This is a genomic window from Sphingobacterium sp. WM (assembly GCF_029542465.1).
GTDB lineage: Bacteria > Bacteroidota > Bacteroidia > Sphingobacteriales > Sphingobacteriaceae > Sphingobacterium > Sphingobacterium cellulitidis.
In genome coordinates this window covers 3,380,556-3,402,249 of sequence record NZ_CP120709.1, presented here as the reverse complement: position 1 = coordinate 3,402,249, position 21,694 = coordinate 3,380,556, and the positions used below count along the sequence as shown (strand labels likewise).

Here is a 21,694-nt window from a genome sequence, read left to right as displayed (position 1 = left end):
TATTGATTAGCGTTTTTCAAATTTAATTTGATATGCTAACATAGTAAAATTCTGTTAATAATTATAAATTTATTGATAATTAATTATAAAATAATTGTCAAGATTGGATAAAAGAGCAGCAATCGTTTTTATTCAAAACATAAATAAGGTATATTGGTTTTCAATATAAACAGATAAAAATTTTATTTATGGCTCAAGTATCATTTAAAGGGAATGCAGTGCATACCAGTGGAGATCTACCTAGAGTAGGTGATGTAGCTCCTGATTTTACACTTACAGCTGGGGATTTATCCCAAAAATCACTGAAAGATTTTCAAGGTAAGAAAGTTATCCTTAATATATTTCCAAGTATTGATACCGGAACTTGTGCAATGTCAGTACGTCAATTTAATGAAAAAGCTTCCGGATTAGATAATACTGTCGTTTTATGTATTTCTAAAGATCTTCCTTTTGCTCAAAGTCGTTTTTGTGCTGCAGAGGGTCTTGAAAATGTCGTAACACTTTCGGATTTTAAAGATGATAACTTCAATAATGCTTATCACGTGAAATTTACAGACGGACCGCTTCAAGGTTTATTGAGCCGTTCGGTTGTGGTGTTGGATGAAGATGGAAAAGTGAAATATACCGAACAAGTTGCTGAAACAACGGAAGAACCTAATTACGAAGCTGCTTTAGCTGCGGTATAAGCTGAAAAAGATATTAAATCAATAAAAAAATGGGCTTAACAAGCCCATTTTTTATTCCTTATTTCGAAGCTTCTAAAGCTTGTAAGATATCTTCAATGATATCTTTTTGATCCTCAATTCCAATTGATAATCTGACAGTACCTGGTCGGATTCCCAGTTTTTCTCTTTCTTCCTCCGTTAATTTTGAATGTGTTGTCGATGCCGGATGCGTAGCAATACTTCTTGAATCTCCTAAATTGGAAGTATAAAGAATCATCTTTAATGCGTCCAGAAATTGAAAAGCTCTTTCTTTTCCACCTTTTACCTCGATAGTCACAATTCCTCCTCCTGCTTTCATTTGTTTTTTGGCAAGTTCATATTGCGGATGAGAAGATAAGAATGGGTATTTCACATCCAATACTTCCTCGTTTTTCTCCAACTCTTCAGCTAATGCCAACGCATTTGAACAGTGTCTGTCCATCCGTAATCCCAAGGTCTCGATACTCTTCGAAAGAATCCAAGCGTTAAATGCAGACATTGCAGGTCCAGTATGACGAATTAAAAACATCATCTTATCAATTAACTCCTGTTTTCCTACAACTACACCTCCAAGGACACGACCTTGACCATCCATATATTTCGTCGCAGAATGGATGGATAAATCAAAACCATAAGGAAGAGGTTTTTGTAAATATGGGGTGGCAAAACAATTGTCAATGGCAAAAATAATATTCGGATATTTCTTCTTTAATCCGCCAAGCCATTCCAGATCTACTAATTCCAAACCTGGGTTAGATGGCGACTCCAAGAATATAAACTTAGTGTTCGGTTGAATAGCTTTTTCCCATTCCTCTGGGTTTATGGCATCTACATACGTTGTCGTCACTCCCCAACGTGGGAATAATTGAGTAAACAATTGATGGGTTGAACCAAATATGGCTCTGGATGATACAATATGATCTCCTTGTTCAATAAATCCGGCGAAGGTCGCAAAAATTGCCCCCATTCCTGATGCAAATGCTAATCCGGCTTCCGCCTCCTCCATCAAACAAACCTTATTGATAAATTCCGTTGTATTCGGATTTGCATACCTCGAATAGACCATCGCCTCTTCTTCATCTGCAAATACCGCTCGGCCTTGCTCAGCACTGTCAAAAATAAAACTAGAAGTTAAATATAAAGGTACAGAGTGCTCTCTTAAAGAAGAACGTTTGGCCTGCTCGCGTATGATTTTGGATTGTTCGTTGTTCATGATGAACAAATTTATTCACTTTTCAATAAAAAGCACTAATTCAATAAGATAATTTTAAGCTTATTTTGAAAATATATTTATGCAAACCTTTGATTTGACTCTTTTATTACATCTTTAGCTTTTTACCCGATCCTTCTCGGTGTAGCGGAATTGACAGCACTTTCTGGCTACATAACAATTTTACGAAATCGATTGATTCGCCTTAAATTGAATATTTTTCAGGGTTTTTCCCCCTAATCCTCAATTTCATTCCTGAATATTTATGCTTTTCTGTATCTTAAGAATTTATTAATACTCTTTATGAAAAGATCTAAACTACTAAGCATGGCATTATTATGCCCTCTGTTGTCATTTGCTCAATCTGAGCCAAAACCATTTGGCGCATTACCCAGCGAAAGACAATTGAAATGGCATGAAATGGAAATGTATACCTTGATTCATTTTACACCTACTACCTTTCAAAATAAAGAATGGGGATTCGGAGATGCTGACCCCAAAATATTTAACCCCACAAAATTCGATGCCAACCAGATTGCTAAAGCGGCAGCTGCAGGTGGATTCAAAGGATTGATCTCTGTCGCTAAACATCATGATGGATTTTGCCTTTGGACCACTAAGACCACCGATTATAGCGTGAAAAGCTCACCTTGGCGTGATGGAAAAGGAGATATGGTAAAAGAATTTATGCAGGCTTCCCATGATAATGGGCTTGAATTTGGGGTTTACCTTTCTGCATGGGATAGAAATGATACGCGCTATGGTTCCAAAGCTTATGCAGATGCCTATCGTGAGCAATTGACCGAACTGATGTCCAACTATGGTCCTTTATTTACATCCTGGCATGATGGAGCAAATGGTGGAGATGGTTATTATGGGGGTAAGAATGAAAAACGAACCATTGACCGTACAACCTATTATGAATGGACCGAAAAAACTTGGCCAATCGTACGAAAATTGCAGCCAATGGCGATGATTTTTTCTGATGTTGGTCCCGATATGCGTTGGGTTGGCAATGAGCATGGCTTCGCAGCTGAAACGAGCTGGGCAACCCTGACTCCGAAAAGTAAAACCCCAGGTAAACCAGCAGTACCAGGGGAGGTCGATGATTCAAATCTCCCAGGTGGTGATCGCAATGGTGAATTCTGGATTCCGGCTGAGTGTGATGTTCCGCAAAGACCCGGATGGTTTTATCATGAAGACCAAAATGCAAAAGTTAAAACTCCAAATGAGCTATTTGAAATTTATATGAAGTCTGTAGGTCGTGGTGGAAATATGAACCTTGGACTTGCACCTATGCCGAATGGATTACTCCATGATAATGATGTTAAATCATTGGCCGCTTTTGGTGAAAAAATTAAAGCTACTTTTTCCGATAATTTAGCCGCGGGTGCAAAAGCTAAAGCAACTAACGTTCGGGCTAATAGTGCTAAATTCTCTGAAAATAACCTTTTCGACGCAGACCGCTACTCTTATTATGCTTCTGACGATAATGTCTTGAACCCAGCAATTGAAATTAATCTTGCTCATGATCAGGAATTTGACCTTATCAGATTACGCGAAAATATCAAATTGGGGCAAAGAATTGATAGTGTGCAGGTTGAAGTTTGGTCTGATGGAAATTGGCAACCATTGGCAAAAGCTACCAGTATTGGAGCTAATCGCTTGATTAAACTGGATAAACCTATTCGTGCTAGTAAATTAAAAGTAAAACTATTTGCTCCAGTAGCGCCCACACTTAGCGATTTTGCTTTATTCAAGGAAGCAAAATCTGATTTTAAATTTAATAGTGCTGATCGCAACAAAATTGCCAAAGATCAAATTATAATAACCAGTGCTGATAAAAATGTTAAAAAAGCTTCAGATAATGACGATAATACAATTTGGGAAACCATCTTGAGTAATCAAAAGTTTGTCGAAATCAGATTGCCTAAAACTGAAAGTGTCGTAGGATTGGGATACATGCCACGACAAGATCGCCAGCTTAAAGGAGTTCCAACCAAATATGAAATCCAGGTTAGTAAAGATGGTAAGGAATGGAAGACCGTAGCAATGGGAGAGTTCTCTAATATTAAAGCGAATGCCACAGAACAAAATATCAATTTCGATATCGCCCATGATGCGCACTATATAAGGTTTATTCCAAAGGAAATTCTAAGTAATGATAAAGAGTTTTCAGTTGCTGAGTTTGATGTTTATTTAAAATAGATGAAGAAGTTAATCGTAATTATGGTTGGCCTGTGTACTGCAGGAAACCTCCTGGCGCAGGATTTAAAATTGTGGTACAAAAACCCAGCAAAGATTTGGGAAGAAACTTTACCCCTTGGCAATGGCTTGATTGGGATGATGCCAGATGGAAAGATCAATGATGAATCTATTGTTCTGAATGAGATTTCAATGTGGTCTGGATCACCTCAGGATGCAAATAATTATCAAGCATTTAATTCAGTCGGAGATATTCAAAAATTATTATTTGAAGGCAAAAATGATCTTGCTGAAGCTCTTGTCAATAAAAATTTCGTTTGTGTGGGTGCAGGGTCTGGTCAGGGAAATGGCGCTGAAGCTCCTTATGGATGTTTCCAGAACTTTGGCTATCTGAACTTTTTGTTTTTCCACCAAGGTGAGACAACGGATTATAAACGCTGGTTGGATATTGGAGAAGCAAAGGCTGTAACCAGTTTCAAAAACTCCGGTATCAACTTCAAAAGAGAGTATTTTACTTCTTTTGATAAGAATGTAGGGGTCGTTCGCTTATCTGCCGATAAAAAGAAATCCATTGAATTTGCAATGCATTTCTATAGAGATCAAAATATTGAGAATTATAAAGTCAATGGAAATGAAATTACCATAAATGGTAGTCTTCCTGATGGAAAAGGTGGTCGTGGAATAAAATTCGCGGCTAAGTTCATGGTCATTGCCAAAGGTGGAACATTAAAGGATCATGATAATCAAATCATCGTGAAAGGTGCAGATGAAGCCTTGGTTCTATTCTCTGCCTCCACAAGTTACTATGATCATAACCCTGAAGAAAATGTAAATTCTGAAATTTCAAAGGTCGAAAGAAGTAGTTATGCTAAGTTGTGGAAAGCTCATGCCGCTAAATATGAGCCTGTATTTAACCGAGTATCTTTGCAAATTGCTGACCAAGAATCTAAAGCATCCGTACCTACGGATGAGCGATTAAAAGCTTTTTTTAATGACCCAAGTCAAGATAATGGTTTGGCATCTTTATATTATCAATTTGGTCGATACCTGACTATTTCAAGCAGTTCTCCAAATACTCCTAAGGCCCTACCGCCTAATTTACAAGGTTTATGGGCACATCAGATCCAAACTCCTTGGAATGGCGATTATCATTTAAATATCAATGCGCAAATGAATCATTGGGGGGTGGAAGTGAGTAACCTTTCGGAATATCATAACCCATTTATTGAAATGATTAAGAATATTGCGAAAGAGGGGACAAAAACAGCAAAAGCATATTATAATGCACCAGGTTGGGTAGTTTATATGATGACTAATATTTGGGGATACTCTGCTCCAGGGGAGCATGCTTCTTGGGGATCAAGTACAGCCTCTGGTTGGTTATGTAACCATCTTTGGGAACATTATCAATTTACAAAAGATGAGGCCTATTTAAAGGAAATCTATCCCGTATTAAAAGAGGCTGCTGTATTCTACAAGGCTACCATGGTGAAAGATCCTAAAACTGGATGGTTGGTGACCTCTCCATCGGTTTCTCCTGAAAATGGTTTTAAACTCCCTAATGGAAAGAGAGCTGCCGTGGTAATGGGGCCTACAATTGATAATCAAATTGTTAGAGAACTGTATGAATCTGTAATCAAGAGTAATGAAATATTAAACCTCAATGATGAGTTTGCTGTTCAGCTTCAATCTGATATCAAACAATTAGCTCCAGCGGTAGTTGTAAGCAAATCTGGACGCGTGATGGAATGGTTAGAGGATTATGAAGAAACTGAACCTAAACATCGCCATGTTTCACATTTATATGGCTTGTACCCGGCGAATTTTATTTCACCAATTACAAGTCCTGAATGGGCAGATGCCGCAAAGAAAACATTAGAAGTACGTGGTGATGAAGGAACGGGTTGGTCTAGGGCTTGGAAGATTCTTTTCTGGGCAAGGCTTCATGATGGAGACCATTCCTTAGAAATATTAAGACAGCTTTTGCAACCTGCATTCGGGAATAGTACAACCTATCAAGGTGCTGGGGCTGGAACTTACCCTAACCTGTTCTGTGCTCATCCTCCATTTCAAATTGATGGCAATTTTGGAGGGTCAGCAGGTATTGCTGAAATGTTAATCCAAAGCCATGATGGCTACATTCACCTATTACCTGCCTTACCGTCAGCATGGAAAGATGGGAAAGTGACTGGATTAAAAGCCCGCGGTAACTTCACTGTTGATTTTGAATGGAAGGATGGAAAAGTTACAAATCTCAAAATTAAAGGGAAAAAGGGTACTGAGGTGCCATTGATTAAAAATGGTGAAAAAATTAACTTTAAAGTTTCATAAAAAGTTTTTTTCGATCGTTAAAGCAATTGTAGCAAGTTAGCATTTTGGCCATTCAATAGGAGCGGGGATTATTAATTTTTTAATGATCCCCTTTTTCTTTTCTGTTAATCTTTAAAAATTAAATTGAAGGAAAAATAATTTTATTCACTTTAATTTTTAACTATTATGAGTTTATTTATTTGCCGATCAAAAATTCTGTTCATTTTTATGCTAGTTGCTGCATTTTACTTCTCTTGTAAAAAAAAAGAAGTAGCGATGCCATTTGAAGAAGGTCCTTTGAAAAAAGTGACTTTTAATTTTACTAATTTTCAATCTGAAATCAAGCCCTTTCATTCTTCCATAAAAACCAGATCAGGAAATGTATCTGATGAACAGAAGGTGCATCCTGAACAACCTGAGTTACTCGTATTATATGACTTCAATAAGAAGGACTTGTATGCTAAAATATCCCGATATTTTACATACTTAAATATTATTGCAATAATAAAAACATCTGATGTTGTGAAATTTATAAATAATCCATTTTCTCGACAGAAAGATGATCACATTCTGGAAATTAAAGGCCAAACCTATTTTGGGATTGCGTTTAATCCTTCAGACGAGATCCATATGGAGCGGATTGAAATGGATATTAGCACCAAAAGCCCTCAAAAATCCTTCTCTACATATATAGAAAAAGACGAAGCTATAATGGGAGAATCAATTCAAAAATTTAAACAAAAAACTGATGATTCAAATAATAGTAGATTTGAGACTATTACTTATAATTTCCCAAATTCAGCTCAAGGAAATAATATGTTAAGATTATACGTGGATACACGCGAACAATTAGGAAAAGGAGAGAAATTTGTGGAGGGTGTAGAAATTAAAGTTGACAATATTAGGTTTTATGGTAAGCCCAAAAAGAAAGCAGAAATTAAATCTAAGTTAAATCAAATGCCTTATTTCATATTTGATAAGAAAAAAGGAGATTTAGTGAATAAAGGAACCTTTAGTCCAAAAACTGATAATGAACAATTGATGGTTGAACTTCCGTTAGGTAATTACTATAATATTATGCTTTATCATGAGTCTAATGAACCTTTAGTACTTCCAGAAACCATCAAGAATAAAGATGACTTTTATACTGCTACTTCATTTTCGGATAAATTTGCTCGTTCCTTCGGTGTCGTGGATTCCTTTGAGCTGAAGGAAAATATGTCCAAACCAATTACTCTGAAACGCTTATATAGTTTAGTAACCTTCAATTTTAGAGATATAAGAGATCTATCAGACGTTAGTAAAATTAAAATAAAACCAATTTCTCCGAATTATTTTTGGAAACCTTTTAACCCTAAGTTAGAAGGTAAGTTCCCTATTGGTAATTCAAATGAAATAGAATTTGAACAAGATTTTAATGTGGATAAAGAGGTGGTATTTAGTCATTTCTTAGGACATACCGATGTGGAATTGCCTGTAAACTACGAAGTCGAGGTGTGGAGCAAAACAAGAATTCTTCGAAAATTTAAGTTATTCTCCAAAGTTAAAAATAATATCAAGTTAAATTTTGTCGGAAACCTGTATCCAACTGGTTTTTCCAATCGAGTATTTGAAGTTATCATTGATGAAAAATGGGCTGGAACAAAAACAATACTGTTTAATTAACTAAATCCTAGTGGTTAAAAAATTAAACTTAACGAGACCTTTTTAATTTCTTAATAATAGTGTCTTATTATTGTTATATGGCTTATTTGCTAGCGCTAACTGTTATTCAGGTACTGATTATCCTTCTTTATCTTCAGATAAGAACTATCCGAGATGAACGAGGCGAAATACTTCGTATCCTCACCTGTACTTCAATCGTAGTATTATTAATTAAATATTGGGTATCCCCATTTGAAGTGCATGTTAATCAGTTGTTTACCGCCACTAGCAGCCTTTGCCTTGTATCATTGTCCTCATTGTATTTAAGAAATATTGTCTTAGAAGTTCGGACCTCAGGATATTTGATTTTGTTGGCATTTTTTCCCTTTCTCCTGTTCTATGTCTTTTATGTATTGCTCAATATTTATTCCGCGCAAATTCAAGAAGGAATGATTTATGATTACCTAGACTTCTTTAATCAAAGATCTAGAACAATCCTATTTACCATTACTTTAGTGTATGATGTTTATCTTTTATGGCCACTGCGAAAAAAAATATCCCATCTCTGCAATTCGATTGATGGTCAGTTGGCAGTCTTTCTATGGGCTTCTAAAGTAATTCTTTTTGTTTTTATCCTTTTTCGAGGATTAATAGTTGAAAAAGGACTCTTATTGGAATTTCCAGACGGAATTTTCACCTTCTTTGTCCTTTTTATCGTGGTATATTTCAGATATTTTAATTCTATCCATTTGTGTCTTTCCTATTTATTCAGAACAAATGCAGTGATTAGAATTCATGAAACTGAGTATATTCAAAAGAAAAGTGAAGATCTGATGTTTTATGTGACAGCAATTGACCAATTGCTGGACCAAGAAAAATTATTTAAAAACCCGGAATTAAAACTGGAGGACCTTCGCAAATTTCTAAGCCTGACAGACAAAGACCTGAAAGAAATAAATCGAAAATTTTGGAATTACAATTTCGAAGAATATCTCAACACTAAACGATTCCATTATTTTATTGATCATCTAAATATTGAAAATGAAGAACCAGCTCAAATTAATAAATTAATCTATGAATCTGGATTTAGAAATGAATGTGAATTTAATAGAGCATTCTACAAGGAAATGGGATGTACGCTCTGGAAGTATATGGAGAATAAATCAATATCCATCCTTCATTCAAGATTTAGCTAGATAAAACAAATACCCAAGAGGATTTCGCAGAAACTAACCCTTTTCATATCAATAAAAAAACCTGCCTTTTCGAAGGCAGGTTTAATTTTTTATGGAATATAATCCTAGATGAGCTGTTTTAATAATTTACTCATACTTACTAAGTCTCCAATAATATTCTCTAATTCATCAATTTTAACACGCTCTTGTTGCATGCTGTCACGATGACGAATAGTTACCATATTATCTTCCAAGGTTTGATGATCTACAGTGATACAGAATGGTGTACCAATAGCATCTTGACGACGATAGCGTTTACCAATTGAATCCTTCTCATCATATTGGATATTATAGTCCAATTTCAATTTCGACATGATTTCTCTAGCCTTCTCTGGTAAACCATCTTTTTTGGTTAAAGGAAGGATAGCTGCTTTCACTGGTGCAATGGCAGGGTGGAATTTTAATACCACACGAGAATCTTGTTTTTCCTCAGTAGATAGATCTTCCTGAACCAGGCTGTTCGCTAATACTGTTAGGAATAAACGATCTAGACCAATGGATGTCTCAATGACATATGGAATATAACTTTGATTAATTTCTGGATCAAAGTATTGCATTTTCTTTCCAGAGAATTGTTGATGTTGTTTTAAGTCAAAATCAGTACGGGAGTGGATCCCTTCTACCTCTTTGAATCCAAATGGAAATTGATACTCAATATCAACTGCCGCATTCGCATAATGAGCCAATTTAACATGGTCATGATAGCGATACTTGTTTTGATCTGCACCAAGTGCTAAGTGCCATTTTAAACGGTTCTCCTTCCATTTTTGGTACCACTCTTGGTCTGAACCTGGACGAACAAAAAATTGCATTTCCATTTGTTCAAACTCACGCATACGCATGATAAATTGGCGAGCAATAACTTCGTTACGGAATGCTTTACCAATTTGAGCAATTCCAAAAGGAATTTTCATTCTTCCTGTTTTTTGAACATTAAGGAAGTTTACAAAAATACCTTGTGCAGTCTCTGGACGTAAATATACCTGCTCAGCTCCATCAGCCATCGCACCCATTTGCGTAGCAAACATTAAGTTGAACTGACGTACATCCGTCCAATTTTTTGTGCCTGAAATCGGACAAACAATATTGTGCTCTTCGATAATAACTTTTAAACGCACTAAATCATCCGCATTTAAGGCATCATCTAAATCTTTTTGTAGTTGTGCAGCTTTATCGGTCTTGCCGTCCTTCTCATAACGATCGATTTTATCCTCAATCAATTGATCCGCACGGTAACGCTTTTTAGAATCTTTATTGTCAATCATCGGGTCATTAAACCCATCCACGTGACCGGATGCTTTCCAGGTCGTAGGATGCATGAAAATTGCAGCATCAATGCCCACAATATTCTCATTTAACTGTACCATGGATTTCCACCAATAGGTCTTCAGGTTGTTCTTTAACTCCGAACCTAATTGACCATAATCATAAACGGCACTTAATCCGTCATAGATTTCACTTGAAGGAAAAACAAATCCATATTCCTTCGCATGCGAAATAATATTCTTGAAAAAATCGTCTGTTTGCTTGCTCATAAGGGGCAAATATAATGTATTCGTTTGATTTATTATGCCAATAAATCTCTTATTTGTTGACTCGCGTTTTTATTGTCAACTTTTTTAATAATATGTTGAATTGTACCTTTTTCGTCAATGATGAAGGTCCTTCGGGCAGTTCCCATATATTTCTTCCCATACATGTTTTTTTCTACCCAAACTCCGTAGGATTCCACTATCTTTTTGTCCTCATCCGAAACCAGGTTAAACGGCAACTCAAACTTCGAAATAAACTTCTGATGGGATTGCTCACTATCAATACTCACCCCTATAACCTCAAACCCATCCTTCAATAAACTTTGGTAATTATCACGGAAATTACACGCCTCCGTCGTACATCCAGGGGTATTGTCTTTCGGATAAAAATATAAAATCACTTTTTTCCCTTTGAAATCCGATAAACTTAACTCTTCTCCGTTTTGATTCTTCGCCTTGAAGTTTGGGGCTTTATCCCCAACTTTTAATTCTGCCATAATCTTCCTTTTTATCTAATAAATGTTGCCTGGTATACCTTTTCATTATCCTTCCAATCCTTTACAACAAACTTAAAAGTATGTTGCCCTTTGCTCAGGGATGGGTCAAAACGATGCCAGACATGTCTGTTCTTGGAGTCATACTCCATCAAAACCCACTTGTCATCAATATAGGCATTAAAGGACTGAATACCCGAGAAATTGTCCGAAATCGTAAAATCAATTTTCGATTGGCCACTAACGTTTTTCCCATTACTGAAATTCCTCGCTACAATAGTTGGTGCAATTGTATCCACCGTCACATAAAAAGAACCAAATATTTTAGTGTTCACCGAAACCCATCCGTTCTCAAATTTACCACCCACAGATCCGCCTTCAACAGAGGCTATGATAGCCTTACTTTCTAGATTTTTTGGCAATGAAGTCGGTTTAATACTTAGTTTATAAGTCGAAAATAATGGTGTTAAATTATTCTGAACATGATGAACTGCTGAATAACTATTTGGCCGCTCCGCACTATTGGAGTAAATAAAATCTAGATCCGTATATAATGCTCCCTTTGGAATCTCCACCTTTACTGCATCTGTTGTAAAGGTATTATCCTTAGTGTAAGGAAATAACTCGCCTTTATTTGGGTTTTTCTTTGCCACATAGGATGGGTTATTTCGCACCTTGAAATCAAGTTCACTACAATTTCCATGAACATCCTTAACGACATATTTAACATCGTGAACAGCATCATCCTTCAGTTCTATTGTTCCATCTTTATCGAGGTATTTAAAGATCTCAATCGGATTCCCTGGATCCTTAAAGCTCTTTTGAACCTTTACCTTGGTTCTTTTGAATTGAGGAAAGTCTAAATAGGAATGTATGGCGCTGGAAGTATTGAAATCCAGTTCCTCGAACAATACGGTGGATACTGCTTTTCCATCCAGGAATAATTCAATGGAATATACTCCATTTTGGAAACCTCCAGCACGGTGCCTGTCAATCGTATTGATCCCTAGACCGAATTTTCCATTCACTGAAATTGGAGCAGCAGAAGCTAATGTATAACGCCCTGAACCCAATGCTTTCAGTTGTTGATATCTGCGACCCGTGTTTTCATTGAATAAAGGGTCTGCTAAGTCATAGACCATAATTCCATTGATGGTTGGTGCGAAGTTATCCGTAAAACGTAAGCCAAATAATTGCGGATTCAAAGGATGTTGTGATTTTGTATCCCGGATTTCCAAGTGCAGATGCGGTCCTGCTGAACCACCCGTATTCCCAGCATTCCCAATAAACTGACCTTTAGTTAATTTTACTTGTCCAGGCTTTAGCTCCATATCCACATCAAAACGTTGTTGTTTATATTGTTCTGCGCGGATAATATTGGTCAGAGCATCATTAAAACTGTCCATATGTAAATATACCGTAGTAAAGCCGTTGGGATGTGCAATATAAACGGAGTTTCCTCCGCCACCAATTTGCACCCGTACACGTGAAACATATCCTTCTGCTGCTGCATGTAAAGGGAGCCCAATGCGTTGCTGGGTCCTATAATCATCCCCTGCATGGAAATGGGTAGACCTTAATTCTCCAAATGTTCCCGAGGCATCAGGAATGATATTCAAAGGGTTCCGGAAATACCCTTGTGGGTAAGTCCTGGATTTAATAATATTTTTGCTTTGTGCAGAAAGATTTCCCGCAATAGATACTGCTAATAAAAGGGATAGCGTTAGTTTCTTCATATTATTTTATTTGGCATGTGAACATGCTTTTGTCCTCCAAAAATCCTTCCAATTTGTCCCCAATTTGTATCGGACCGACTCCAGCTGGAGTACCTGTATAAATCAAATCTCCTTTCCTTAGCGTAATATATTTGGATACAAATGTGATTAAGCTGTCAAAGTCGAAAATCATATCTGCACTATTTCCTTGCTGCACTGTTTCTTCATTTTTTAACAACGAAAAGTTTATGTTCTCCAAGTTCTCAATGTTTTCCTTTGGAATGAATTCACCAACAACTGCAGAATGATCAAAAGCTTTGGCAAGTTCCCATGGTAAGCCTTTGGACTTTAACTCAGACTGTAGGTCGCGAGCAGTAAAATCAATGCCTAGGCCAATCGCATCATAATATTTATGCGCAAACTTTTTTGATACATGCTTGCCTTCATTACAAACCCTGAGGACCAATTCAACCTCAAAATGAACATCCTTACTAAATTCAGGATAATAGAAATCCTTGTTGTCTTTTAAAACTGCAGTATCTGGTTTAAGAAAGATAACTGGTTTTTCTGGGACCGGATTGTTTAACTCTTTGGCGTGGTCAATATAGTTTCTGCCGACTGCAATTATTTTCATATAATTCTGAAGTTTTATGGTAGTTTAATTCTTGCTTCAATAATTTCTAATCACCCTATCAACTCATTTAAGGATCAATCATACTAACATTGATCCGAATGCTGAATAAGGGACAAAGCAAACTTAAGAAAAGCCAAAAGGTCTAGCAAATTATGCTGAATAATCCACAATGAATTTACATTGACTTTTAGAATGGGTATCCATTTTGTTTCAATAGTACTTATCCCTTAATATGGACCTAATTAATAATTCATTCACACTTTACCCGGAGCATCGTCGGACCTTGTTCGAAATTTTACGACCAAGATCCGACTGATGTCCGGAGGAGGTCCGAAGAAGGTGCGGCAATAAGCATAATTTGACCTAAAGTATTTATGAATGAATATGGAGAAAGCTCCTGTAAATGCGATTGAGAAAAATTCTCTTTCAGGATAACTTTATTGTTAAGCCAATGCTATTTAACATTGGCTTAATGTTAATTGGTTAAATTTGTAGCATGAAAAATATAAATGCAGTTCTATTTGATTTGGATGGAACATTAATTGATTCCGAATTTTTTTATTTCAGTACTTGGGCTCCAATTTTGGAGAATGATTATGGTTTGAAAATTGACTTTGATGAGTGGATCAGCAATTTTGCAGGCCATACCTTGAACCATAATGTTCAAATGCTGAATCAAGAATATAAATTGAATGTGGATGAGGAGGATATGTGGTTTGCTACACGTGCAGGATATAGCAAAGCGAATATGTCTAATATTCGGTTGATGCCGCATGCTAAAGAGATTTTAGAAGCCATCCAAGCTTCAGGAAAAAAAATAGGTTTAGTGACTTCGAGTTATCAAACTACCGTAGACATTGTCTTGGGTGAACATCAACTATTGGATTACTTTGAGTTTTTTGTAACCCGAGAACAAGTTGAAAATCCTAAGCCCGATGCTGAACCCTATCTGTTGGCAGTCAATAAATTATCCATTCCAAAGGAAGAGATTGTAGTTGTTGAGGATACCAGTACGGGCTGTACGGCGGCAAAAAATGCGGGTTTATACTGTATAGCGGTCACTAAACAAGAGGTTGAGAAAAGTCGTTTGAAACATGCCGATGAGTTATTAAACGATTTAGCAGAAGTAAAAAAATCGTTGCTTTCCTTAAATTAAGCGGTTTTCTATCCCTTAAATTTGTAATTTAGGAATCTAGATTATGAATCTTATGGACAGACGGACCGCATTAAAACATATGTTTATCGTTGCAGGAGGTATGATGATTGCTACTTCCTGTGATTTTAGTTCGAAATCTCCTTCCATTCAGTTGAATAATGTGAAGCTCGATTTAGAGGATGAACAATTGTTAGCTGAATTGGTAGAGGCTATTATTCCTAAAACGGATAGCCCTGGAGCCAAAGAATTGAACCTACATCTTTTTGTAATGAAAATGCTGGACGATTGCACAAGTCCGGAAGATCAAAAGAAATTTATAGATGGCTTAGCAGCAGCGGCCAAATTAAAAGGTAAACCGCTGGAAGAACAGCAGGCTTACCTTTTGGTATTACCTGAAGGTGATGTTTTCTTCCGAGTTCTGAAAGGAAGGACTATTCAAGGGTATAAAAACTCGGAATATGTTATGAAAAATAAATTGGTTTACGAATTGGTTCCAGGAAGATACAACGGAGCTTTAAAAATGAATGCATAATCAATGGCAAACTTAAATATTGATTCAGAAAAAAATCGTAGTTACGATGCCATTGTGATTGGCTCAGGTATTTCTGGTGGCTGGTCCGCTAAGGAATTATGTGAAAAAGGATTAAAAACATTGGTTTTGGAGCGTGGTCGCGATGTGCAACATGTGAAAGATTATCCTACAACCAATCTTTATCCTTGGGAATTTGAGCATCGTGGCGAAATGCCATATGCGGTTAAACAGGATAATCCTATTGTGAACAGATGCTATGCTTTTCATGAAGATGCAGCGCATTTCTTTGTAAAGGATAAGGAACATCCCTACGTTCAGGAAAAACCATTTGACTGGATTCGAGGCTATCAGGTTGGCGGGAAGTCATTGCTATGGGCGCGACAAACGCAACGTTGGTCGGATTTTGATTTCGATGGCCCTGCAAGGGATGGTTTTGCCGTGGATTGGCCAATTAGATATCAAGATCTGAAACCTTGGTATGACCATGTGGAGCGATTCGCAGGGATTGCAGGTGATAAAGATGGTTTGGCGGAGCTTCCGGATGGTGAGTTTTTGCCTGGTTACCCATTAAACGTGGTTGAAAAATACTTCAAGCAACAAGTAGAAGGGAAATATCCAGGTAGGAAAGTAATTTCTGCTCGTTGTGCGCACCTTTCAAAACCGAATCAAATTCATTTGGATCAAGGCCGGGTGCAATGTCAAAATCGTACCTTATGCCAAAGAGGCTGTCCTTTTGGAGGATATTTCAGTTCAAATGCCTCAACCTTACCTTGGGCTGCCAAAACTGGAAACTTGACGGTAAGACCAAATTCAGTGGTGCATTCTATTCTGTACGATGAAAATAAAGGAAAGGCCGTAGGAGTGAAGGTTATTGATCGCGAAACCAAAGAAGAGATGGATTTTTATGCCAAAGTCATCTTTGTAAATGCAGCTGCCTTGAACTCGACCTTATTATTGTTGAACTCTAAATCCAATAGGTTCCAGAATGGATTAGGAAATGATTCAGGAACATTGGGTAAATATGTAGCTTTTCATAATTATAGCGCCAGAATCAGTGGAGAATACGAAGGGATGCTGGAATATAAAACGGATGGTCGAAACCCTGCGGGTGGTGGATATATTCCAAGATTCCGGAATCTTCATAAGCAAGAAATGGATTTCTTAAGAGGCTATGCTGCTGGCTTTGGAGCATATCGTTCTTCTTGGTCGGATGAATCGGGTATGGGCACGGATTTAAAAAATTCTATTTTAACCCCGAAATATGGGAATTGGGGAGTAGGCTCGCATATGATGGGGGAAACTATTCCAAAGGAATCAAATTATGTGGCATTAGATAGCCAACAAAAAGACGAATGGGGAATTCCATTGCTGAAGATATCAGTTGATTACGACGATAACGATGCAAAAATGAAGAAGGATTATCTGGATACCATGGAGGAGATGTTTACAGCAGCTGGTTTTAAAAATATCCAGCGGAATGAAAGTTCGCAAGCTCCAGGATTGGATATCCATGAAATGGGTGGTGCACGAATGGGGAAAGATCCGAAAACTTCTGTTCTTAATAGTTGGAATCAGATTCATGCCTGTCCGAATGTGTATGTCACGGATGGGGCATGTATGACTTCGACATCCACACAAAATCCTTCCTTGACCTATATGGCATTCTCCGCAAGAGCTGTGGATCATGCAGTCAATGAATTGAAAAAAGGAAATATATAATATCTTTATTCATTGCGGGTCAACTTCGCGGTTGCCCCACAATGAATTTCTAAACCTTTCAGGATTTTACCTGAATTAATCAACCTATGGAAACCTAGTTTTCCGATTGCTTTTTTATTGTTAATATATCTTAGGCCATGAAGAAATCATTCATTCTAACTGTAATTTGTCTATTGGGGATCATTGGAGTTTATGCTCAGAAAAAGAAAATAGAACCTACATTCTCGGCGCAAGCTTCCATAACATTGGATTCGATTTACAAGCATTATGGAATCAAGAATGAGGTTTTGCTCAGGGAAAATTACCCTTATGATGATTCATATGAGGCTAGTTACCTAGCCAATCCGAGTCAAGGTAGAAAAGGGAATGCTTATTCCTATTTATGGCCGTTTTCAGGATCATTATCTGCTCAGGTGGCGAGGTATGAGGAAGACAAAAATCCAAAAATCCTAAAAGATATTAAAACGAAGGTATTGCCTGGCTTGGAACATTATTTCGATAAAAGAAGCCCCGTAGGTTATGCTTCTTATGTTAATTCTGCTGCTCTGTCAGATCGGTTCTACGATGATAATGTGTGGCTAGGGATCGATTTTGCGGATTTGTATCTGACGACCAAGGATAAGTCTTTTCTAAATAAATCGGAAGAAATCTGGCGTTTTGTGGAAAGTGGAATGGATGACAAACTTGGTGGAGGTATATATTGGTGTGAACAGAAAAAAGAATCTAAAAATACCTGTTCTAATGCTCCGGCGGTCGTTTATTTATTGAAACTTTATCAAGGGACAAAAAATAAAGAGTATTTAGAAAAGGCTATAAATCTTTATCAGTGGACCAAAGAAAATTTGGAAGACCCGACGGACCATCTTTACTATGATAATATTTCACTTACGGGGAAAGTGAACAAAACAAAATTTCCATATAATTCGGGGCAGATGTTACAATCGGCTGCCTTGTTATTTAAAATCACAAAGGATCAAAAATTCCTTCAAGATGCGCAATTGATTGCCGCATCGGCACATGATTATTTCTTCCATTCCAAAGCCCAACATGGAGGGAAGGAATTTCGACTTCTAAAGAACTCTGATGCCTGGTTTATTGCGGTCATGTTAAGGGGTTTTGCAGAGTTGTATCCATTGGATAAAAACCCTGTTTATCTGAATTCATTCAAGGATAATCTGACTTACGCATGGTCTAATCTTCGGGACGAAAATGGTCTTTTCAACAAAGATTGGAAAGGGGAGCGTAAGAGCTCGAAAAAATGGCTTTTGGACCAATTAGCGATGGTGGAAATGTATGCGCGTATAGCTTCCTTCTAACTTTTTGAATTGCCTAAATGTTTTAGCTTATTATATTATAAGTTTTACTAAAATCATGGTTTAATTTTCATTTATTAAACTTAAAATTCCTATTTTTCCTTAATATCAATAATCGCATTGACAATATTTAACTAATTTTTACGTTATTACTATTGTGTCAATTGGGATTATTCTGATTCAACACGTGTACTAAAACGTTTTAGTATTTTATTTTGTTTGTAAACCTTTTTAAATTATTTAATCATTAACGTTAATTAACATGCCAAACATTTACAGTTCAAAAATGTATCGGAAAGGCTTTGTCAGAGGGAGCATATTGTGCTTTGTTTTGCTGGCCAGCAGTTATGGAAATGCTGCGACGATGCCGTATTCGGAAGCGACTAGAATGGAGAAGGTTGAATTTCAACAGACAGTGACAGGAACCGTTAAGAATGCAAGCACAGGGGATGTACTCTCAGGAGTAACCGTTCGTGTCAAAGGAAAAGAGGCTGCCGTCCAAACCGATGATGCCGGTAATTTTAGCATCGCCGCAGAGAATGGAGATGTCCTTCAGATTACCTACCTAGGTTATAAATCGCAAGAATTTCCCGTAACCTCTGCAATAGCCAATGTAAACTTAAGCCCCGATGAAGAAGCACTTGATGAAGTCGTTGTAGTCGGTTATGGAACGCAAAAACGTAAGGAGATTACTTCTGCCGTGGCATCTGTAAAAGAAAAGGACTTTAACAGAGGGGGAATGCGAAACCCAATGGAATTGGTACAAGGTAAAGTTGCTGGTCTGAATGTTACCAGGACTCAAGGAAGTAACCCGAACTCGGGAACCAATATCCAATTACGTGGTATGGCATCCCTAAAAGGATCCAATAGTCCATTGGTGGTAATCGATGGTATCCCTGGTGGTAGCCTGGACCTGATCAAACAAGGGGACATCGAGTCCATCGACGTTTTGAAAGATGGTTCTGCTGCGGCAATCTATGGTACGCGAGGAAATGGTGGGGTAATCTTGGTTACAACGAAAAAAGGTAAGGCTGGAACTCCTCAGTTTGAATACTTGACCTATGGACAGACTGAAATCGTAAACCGCAGACCAAGCATGTTGGACGCGGCTCAGTTTAGAGATAAAGTTGTCGTAGGTTTGAATAGACCAAAATCTGATTTGGGTGCTACAACTGACCTATATGATGAATTGATCAATAAGGATAACTTTTCGCATTTCCATAACTTCATTGCTAGTGGCGGTGGAGAAAACTCAACATACCGTGCTTCCTTCAACTATGAACAGGCAAAAGGTGTGGCGAAGGAAAATGGTAAAGAGCAATTTGGTGGCCGTATCAACTTCAGTCAAACAGGATTGAAGGATCGTTTGACCTTGTCAGCTAACATTGCTGCCAACTTTAATAAAGCTAATCTATTGGGTGGACAAACAGGTGATTTTGAACAAGCCATTCAACGTAACCCGACTGCGCCCTTGGTGAATTCTGATGGAACTTTCTTCCAAACCCAGGAATACAATAACTATAACCCGATGAGCCGATTGGCTTATAGGATAAATGAGCGAAACCAACAGACATTCTCTGGAGATGCTCGTTTGAAGTTCAAGATCTTGGACGAATTGAGCGTTTCGGCATTCGGATCTTATGTAAGAGACAACTGGAATGGTCGTGAATTCCGTTCTAAATTAGATTGGGACCAAAGAGAAGACTCAAACTACCAAGGAATGGGATATGCGTATAAGCGCAATGAACTGAACTGGACAAAAACCTTTGAAAGTACGATTGACTATAACAAAACCTTCAACGAGAAACATACCGTTACGGGCTTATTAGGCTATAGTTATCAATACTCAACTTTGGAGTGGTTTGACATGAACAATAATGGTTTTACCACCGACGGATTCCTAGATTGGGATTTTAACTCCGGTACTGCCATTACTAATGATAAATTACCTAGACCAGGATTGAATTCATTTAAAGAAGACAACACCCTGATTGCATTCTTTGGACGTGTAAACTACAATTATGCGGATAAGTACTTTGTTACTGCAATTTTGCGTCGTGAAGGATCTTCAAGATTTGGTGCCAACAACAAATGGGGTAATTTCCCAGCGGTTTCAGCAGGTTGGAATATTTCAAACGAAGACTTCTTTAGCAACAAAGAAGTGGTTAATGACCTGAAATTACGTGCTGGTTATGGGGTTACTGGTAACCAAGGTATCCCTAACTACCTATCGTTAGTTACCTTAGGTACTGGTGGTGTATATCCGCAGAACGGAATCTATTACCAAACTTACGGTATCTCCACAAACCCGAATCCAGATTTGAAATGGGAGCAAAAAGCAGAAACCAATATCGGGGTTGACTTTGGTATGTTCAATAATCGATTGACGGGTGCTATCGATGTGTACCACAGAAAGACTACCGATTTATTGTATGAATACAATGCGCAGTTGCCTGCTTACGTACAGCCATCGATTTGGTACAACGTAGGTGAAGTGGTGAACAAAGGTATCGAGATCCAATTGACCGGTACACCGATCGCCAATGATAACTTTACATGGCAAGTTGATTTTGCCGGAAACTACCAAAAGAACAAGTTGACCAAACTATCCAGTGATATCTTCAAGAGTAACTGGTTAGAGTTCGGAGGTTTGCCTTCGCCAGGAAACTTGGGTAATGCTATCCGTCTGGAAGAAGGTGGCGAGGTAGGGTCATTCTACGGCAAGAGATTCGCTGGATTTGACGATGCTGGAAAATGGTTATTCTACAAAGCTGATGGTTCTACAGCGCATGCTGGCGAAATCAACAATGATGACCTGTCCTATATCGGGAATGGTATTCCAAAATTCCAGGCTTCCCTAGGAAACCGATTCAGTTATAAAGGATTTGACCTGACCGTATTCTTAAGAGGTAAATTCAAATATGACATCTTGAACACTGCAGATATGTATTTTGGAAACCAAAAATGGTTGCCGAACAACGTATTAGAGTCTGCATTCGGCAAACATGCTGCCTTGAAAGATGACCCGCAGTACTCAGACTACTATTTGGAAAACGGTTCATTTGTTAAGATCGACAATATTACCCTTGGATATACTTTCAACCTTAAGAATGACTATTTGAGGAATTTATATGTGTATATGACCGCAAGAAATCTTGCAACCATTACTTCTTATTCTGGAATTGATCCAGAATTGCAAGATACTGGATTTGATGGAGGTATCGATTCTAGAGGATTCTACCCTAGAACACAATCATGGTCATTGGGATTAAATATTGGTTTTTAAAGAAG

Annotated in this window: 15 protein-coding genes; 10 read left to right on the top strand and 5 right to left on the bottom strand. The window is 37.6% G+C overall.

Going from position 1 to position 21,694, the window contains the following annotated elements; translation table 11 throughout:
- Positions 1-188 precede the first annotated feature (188 nt).
- The gene (gene tpx / locus PZ892_RS14435; protein ID WP_094257835.1) at positions 189-686 is read left to right on the top strand and encodes a thiol peroxidase; all 498 of its coding nucleotides are present in this window, start codon (positions 189-191) and stop codon (positions 684-686) included.
- A gap of 58 nt (positions 687-744) precedes the next feature.
- On the opposite strand, the gene PZ892_RS14430 is transcribed toward tpx, so the two are convergent.
- Complete coding sequence (locus tag PZ892_RS14430; RefSeq protein ID WP_094257834.1) at positions 745-1,917, bottom strand: aminotransferase class I/II-fold pyridoxal phosphate-dependent enzyme; 1,173 nt, start codon at positions 1,915-1,917, stop codon at positions 745-747.
- 324 nt (positions 1,918-2,241) lie between these two features.
- On the opposite strand from PZ892_RS14430, the gene PZ892_RS14425 reads away from it, so the two are divergent.
- The 4 genes from PZ892_RS14425 to PZ892_RS14410 all read left to right on the top strand — a co-directional run bounded on the left by PZ892_RS14425 (position 2,242) and on the right by PZ892_RS14410 (position 9,269).
- On the top strand, positions 2,242-4,122 hold the full coding sequence (locus PZ892_RS14425; RefSeq protein WP_277711453.1) for an alpha-L-fucosidase: 1,881 nt from the start codon (positions 2,242-2,244) through the stop codon (positions 4,120-4,122).
- Positions 4,123-6,450: a glycoside hydrolase family 95 protein gene (locus PZ892_RS14420; protein WP_277711452.1), complete on the top strand. Its 2,328-nt coding sequence runs from the start codon at positions 4,123-4,125 to the stop codon at positions 6,448-6,450.
- A gap of 207 nt (positions 6,451-6,657) precedes the next feature.
- Positions 6,658-8,094 (top strand): hypothetical protein, encoded by a 1,437-nt coding sequence (locus tag PZ892_RS14415; RefSeq protein ID WP_094257831.1) that lies wholly within the window; start codon positions 6,658-6,660, stop codon positions 8,092-8,094.
- A 77-nt stretch (positions 8,095-8,171) separates the two neighbouring features.
- Complete coding sequence (locus tag PZ892_RS14410; RefSeq protein ID WP_094257830.1) at positions 8,172-9,269, top strand: hypothetical protein; 1,098 nt, start codon at positions 8,172-8,174, stop codon at positions 9,267-9,269.
- Between the two features lie 104 nt (positions 9,270-9,373).
- On the opposite strand, the gene PZ892_RS14405 is transcribed toward PZ892_RS14410, so the two are convergent.
- The 4 genes from PZ892_RS14405 to PZ892_RS14390 are packed head-to-tail and all read right to left on the bottom strand — an operon-like array spanning position 9,374 to position 13,683.
- On the bottom strand, positions 9,374-10,843 hold the full coding sequence (locus tag PZ892_RS14405; protein WP_094257829.1) for a glycine--tRNA ligase: 1,470 nt from the start codon (positions 10,841-10,843) through the stop codon (positions 9,374-9,376).
- Positions 10,844-10,875: 32 nt separating this feature from the next.
- Positions 10,876-11,337, bottom strand: a complete 462-nt coding sequence (gene bcp, locus PZ892_RS14400) for a thioredoxin-dependent thiol peroxidase (protein ID WP_094257828.1) — start codon at positions 11,335-11,337, stop codon at positions 10,876-10,878.
- Positions 11,338-11,348: 11 nt separating this feature from the next.
- Positions 11,349-13,070, bottom strand: coding sequence for a M23 family metallopeptidase (locus tag PZ892_RS14395; protein WP_094257827.1), 1,722 nt, complete (start codon positions 13,068-13,070; stop codon positions 11,349-11,351).
- Between the two features lies 1 nt (position 13,071).
- Complete coding sequence (locus tag PZ892_RS14390) at positions 13,072-13,683, bottom strand: fumarylacetoacetate hydrolase family protein (RefSeq protein ID WP_094257826.1); 612 nt, start codon at positions 13,681-13,683, stop codon at positions 13,072-13,074.
- 496 nt (positions 13,684-14,179) lie between these two features.
- On the opposite strand from PZ892_RS14390, the gene PZ892_RS14385 reads away from it, so the two are divergent.
- The 5 genes from PZ892_RS14385 to PZ892_RS14365 all read left to right on the top strand — a co-directional run bounded on the left by PZ892_RS14385 (position 14,180) and on the right by PZ892_RS14365 (position 21,689).
- Complete coding sequence (locus tag PZ892_RS14385; protein WP_094257825.1) at positions 14,180-14,839, top strand: HAD family phosphatase; 660 nt, start codon at positions 14,180-14,182, stop codon at positions 14,837-14,839.
- A 52-nt stretch (positions 14,840-14,891) separates the two neighbouring features.
- Entirely contained in the window at positions 14,892-15,371 is a 480-nt protein-coding gene (locus PZ892_RS14380) for a gluconate 2-dehydrogenase subunit 3 family protein (RefSeq protein ID WP_277711451.1), read from the top strand.
- 3 nt (positions 15,372-15,374) lie between these two features.
- Complete coding sequence (locus PZ892_RS14375; protein WP_094257823.1) at positions 15,375-17,090, top strand: GMC family oxidoreductase; 1,716 nt, start codon at positions 15,375-15,377, stop codon at positions 17,088-17,090.
- A 137-nt stretch (positions 17,091-17,227) separates the two neighbouring features.
- Entirely contained in the window at positions 17,228-18,406 is a 1,179-nt protein-coding gene (locus PZ892_RS14370) for a glycoside hydrolase family 76 protein (protein WP_094257822.1), read from the top strand.
- A 259-nt stretch (positions 18,407-18,665) separates the two neighbouring features.
- Positions 18,666-21,689 carry a TonB-dependent receptor gene (locus PZ892_RS14365; RefSeq protein ID WP_277711450.1) on the top strand — a complete coding sequence of 1,008 codons (3,024 nt, stop codon included), beginning with the start codon at positions 18,666-18,668 and terminating at the stop codon, positions 21,687-21,689.
- The last annotated feature ends 5 nt before the right edge of the window (positions 21,690-21,694 follow it).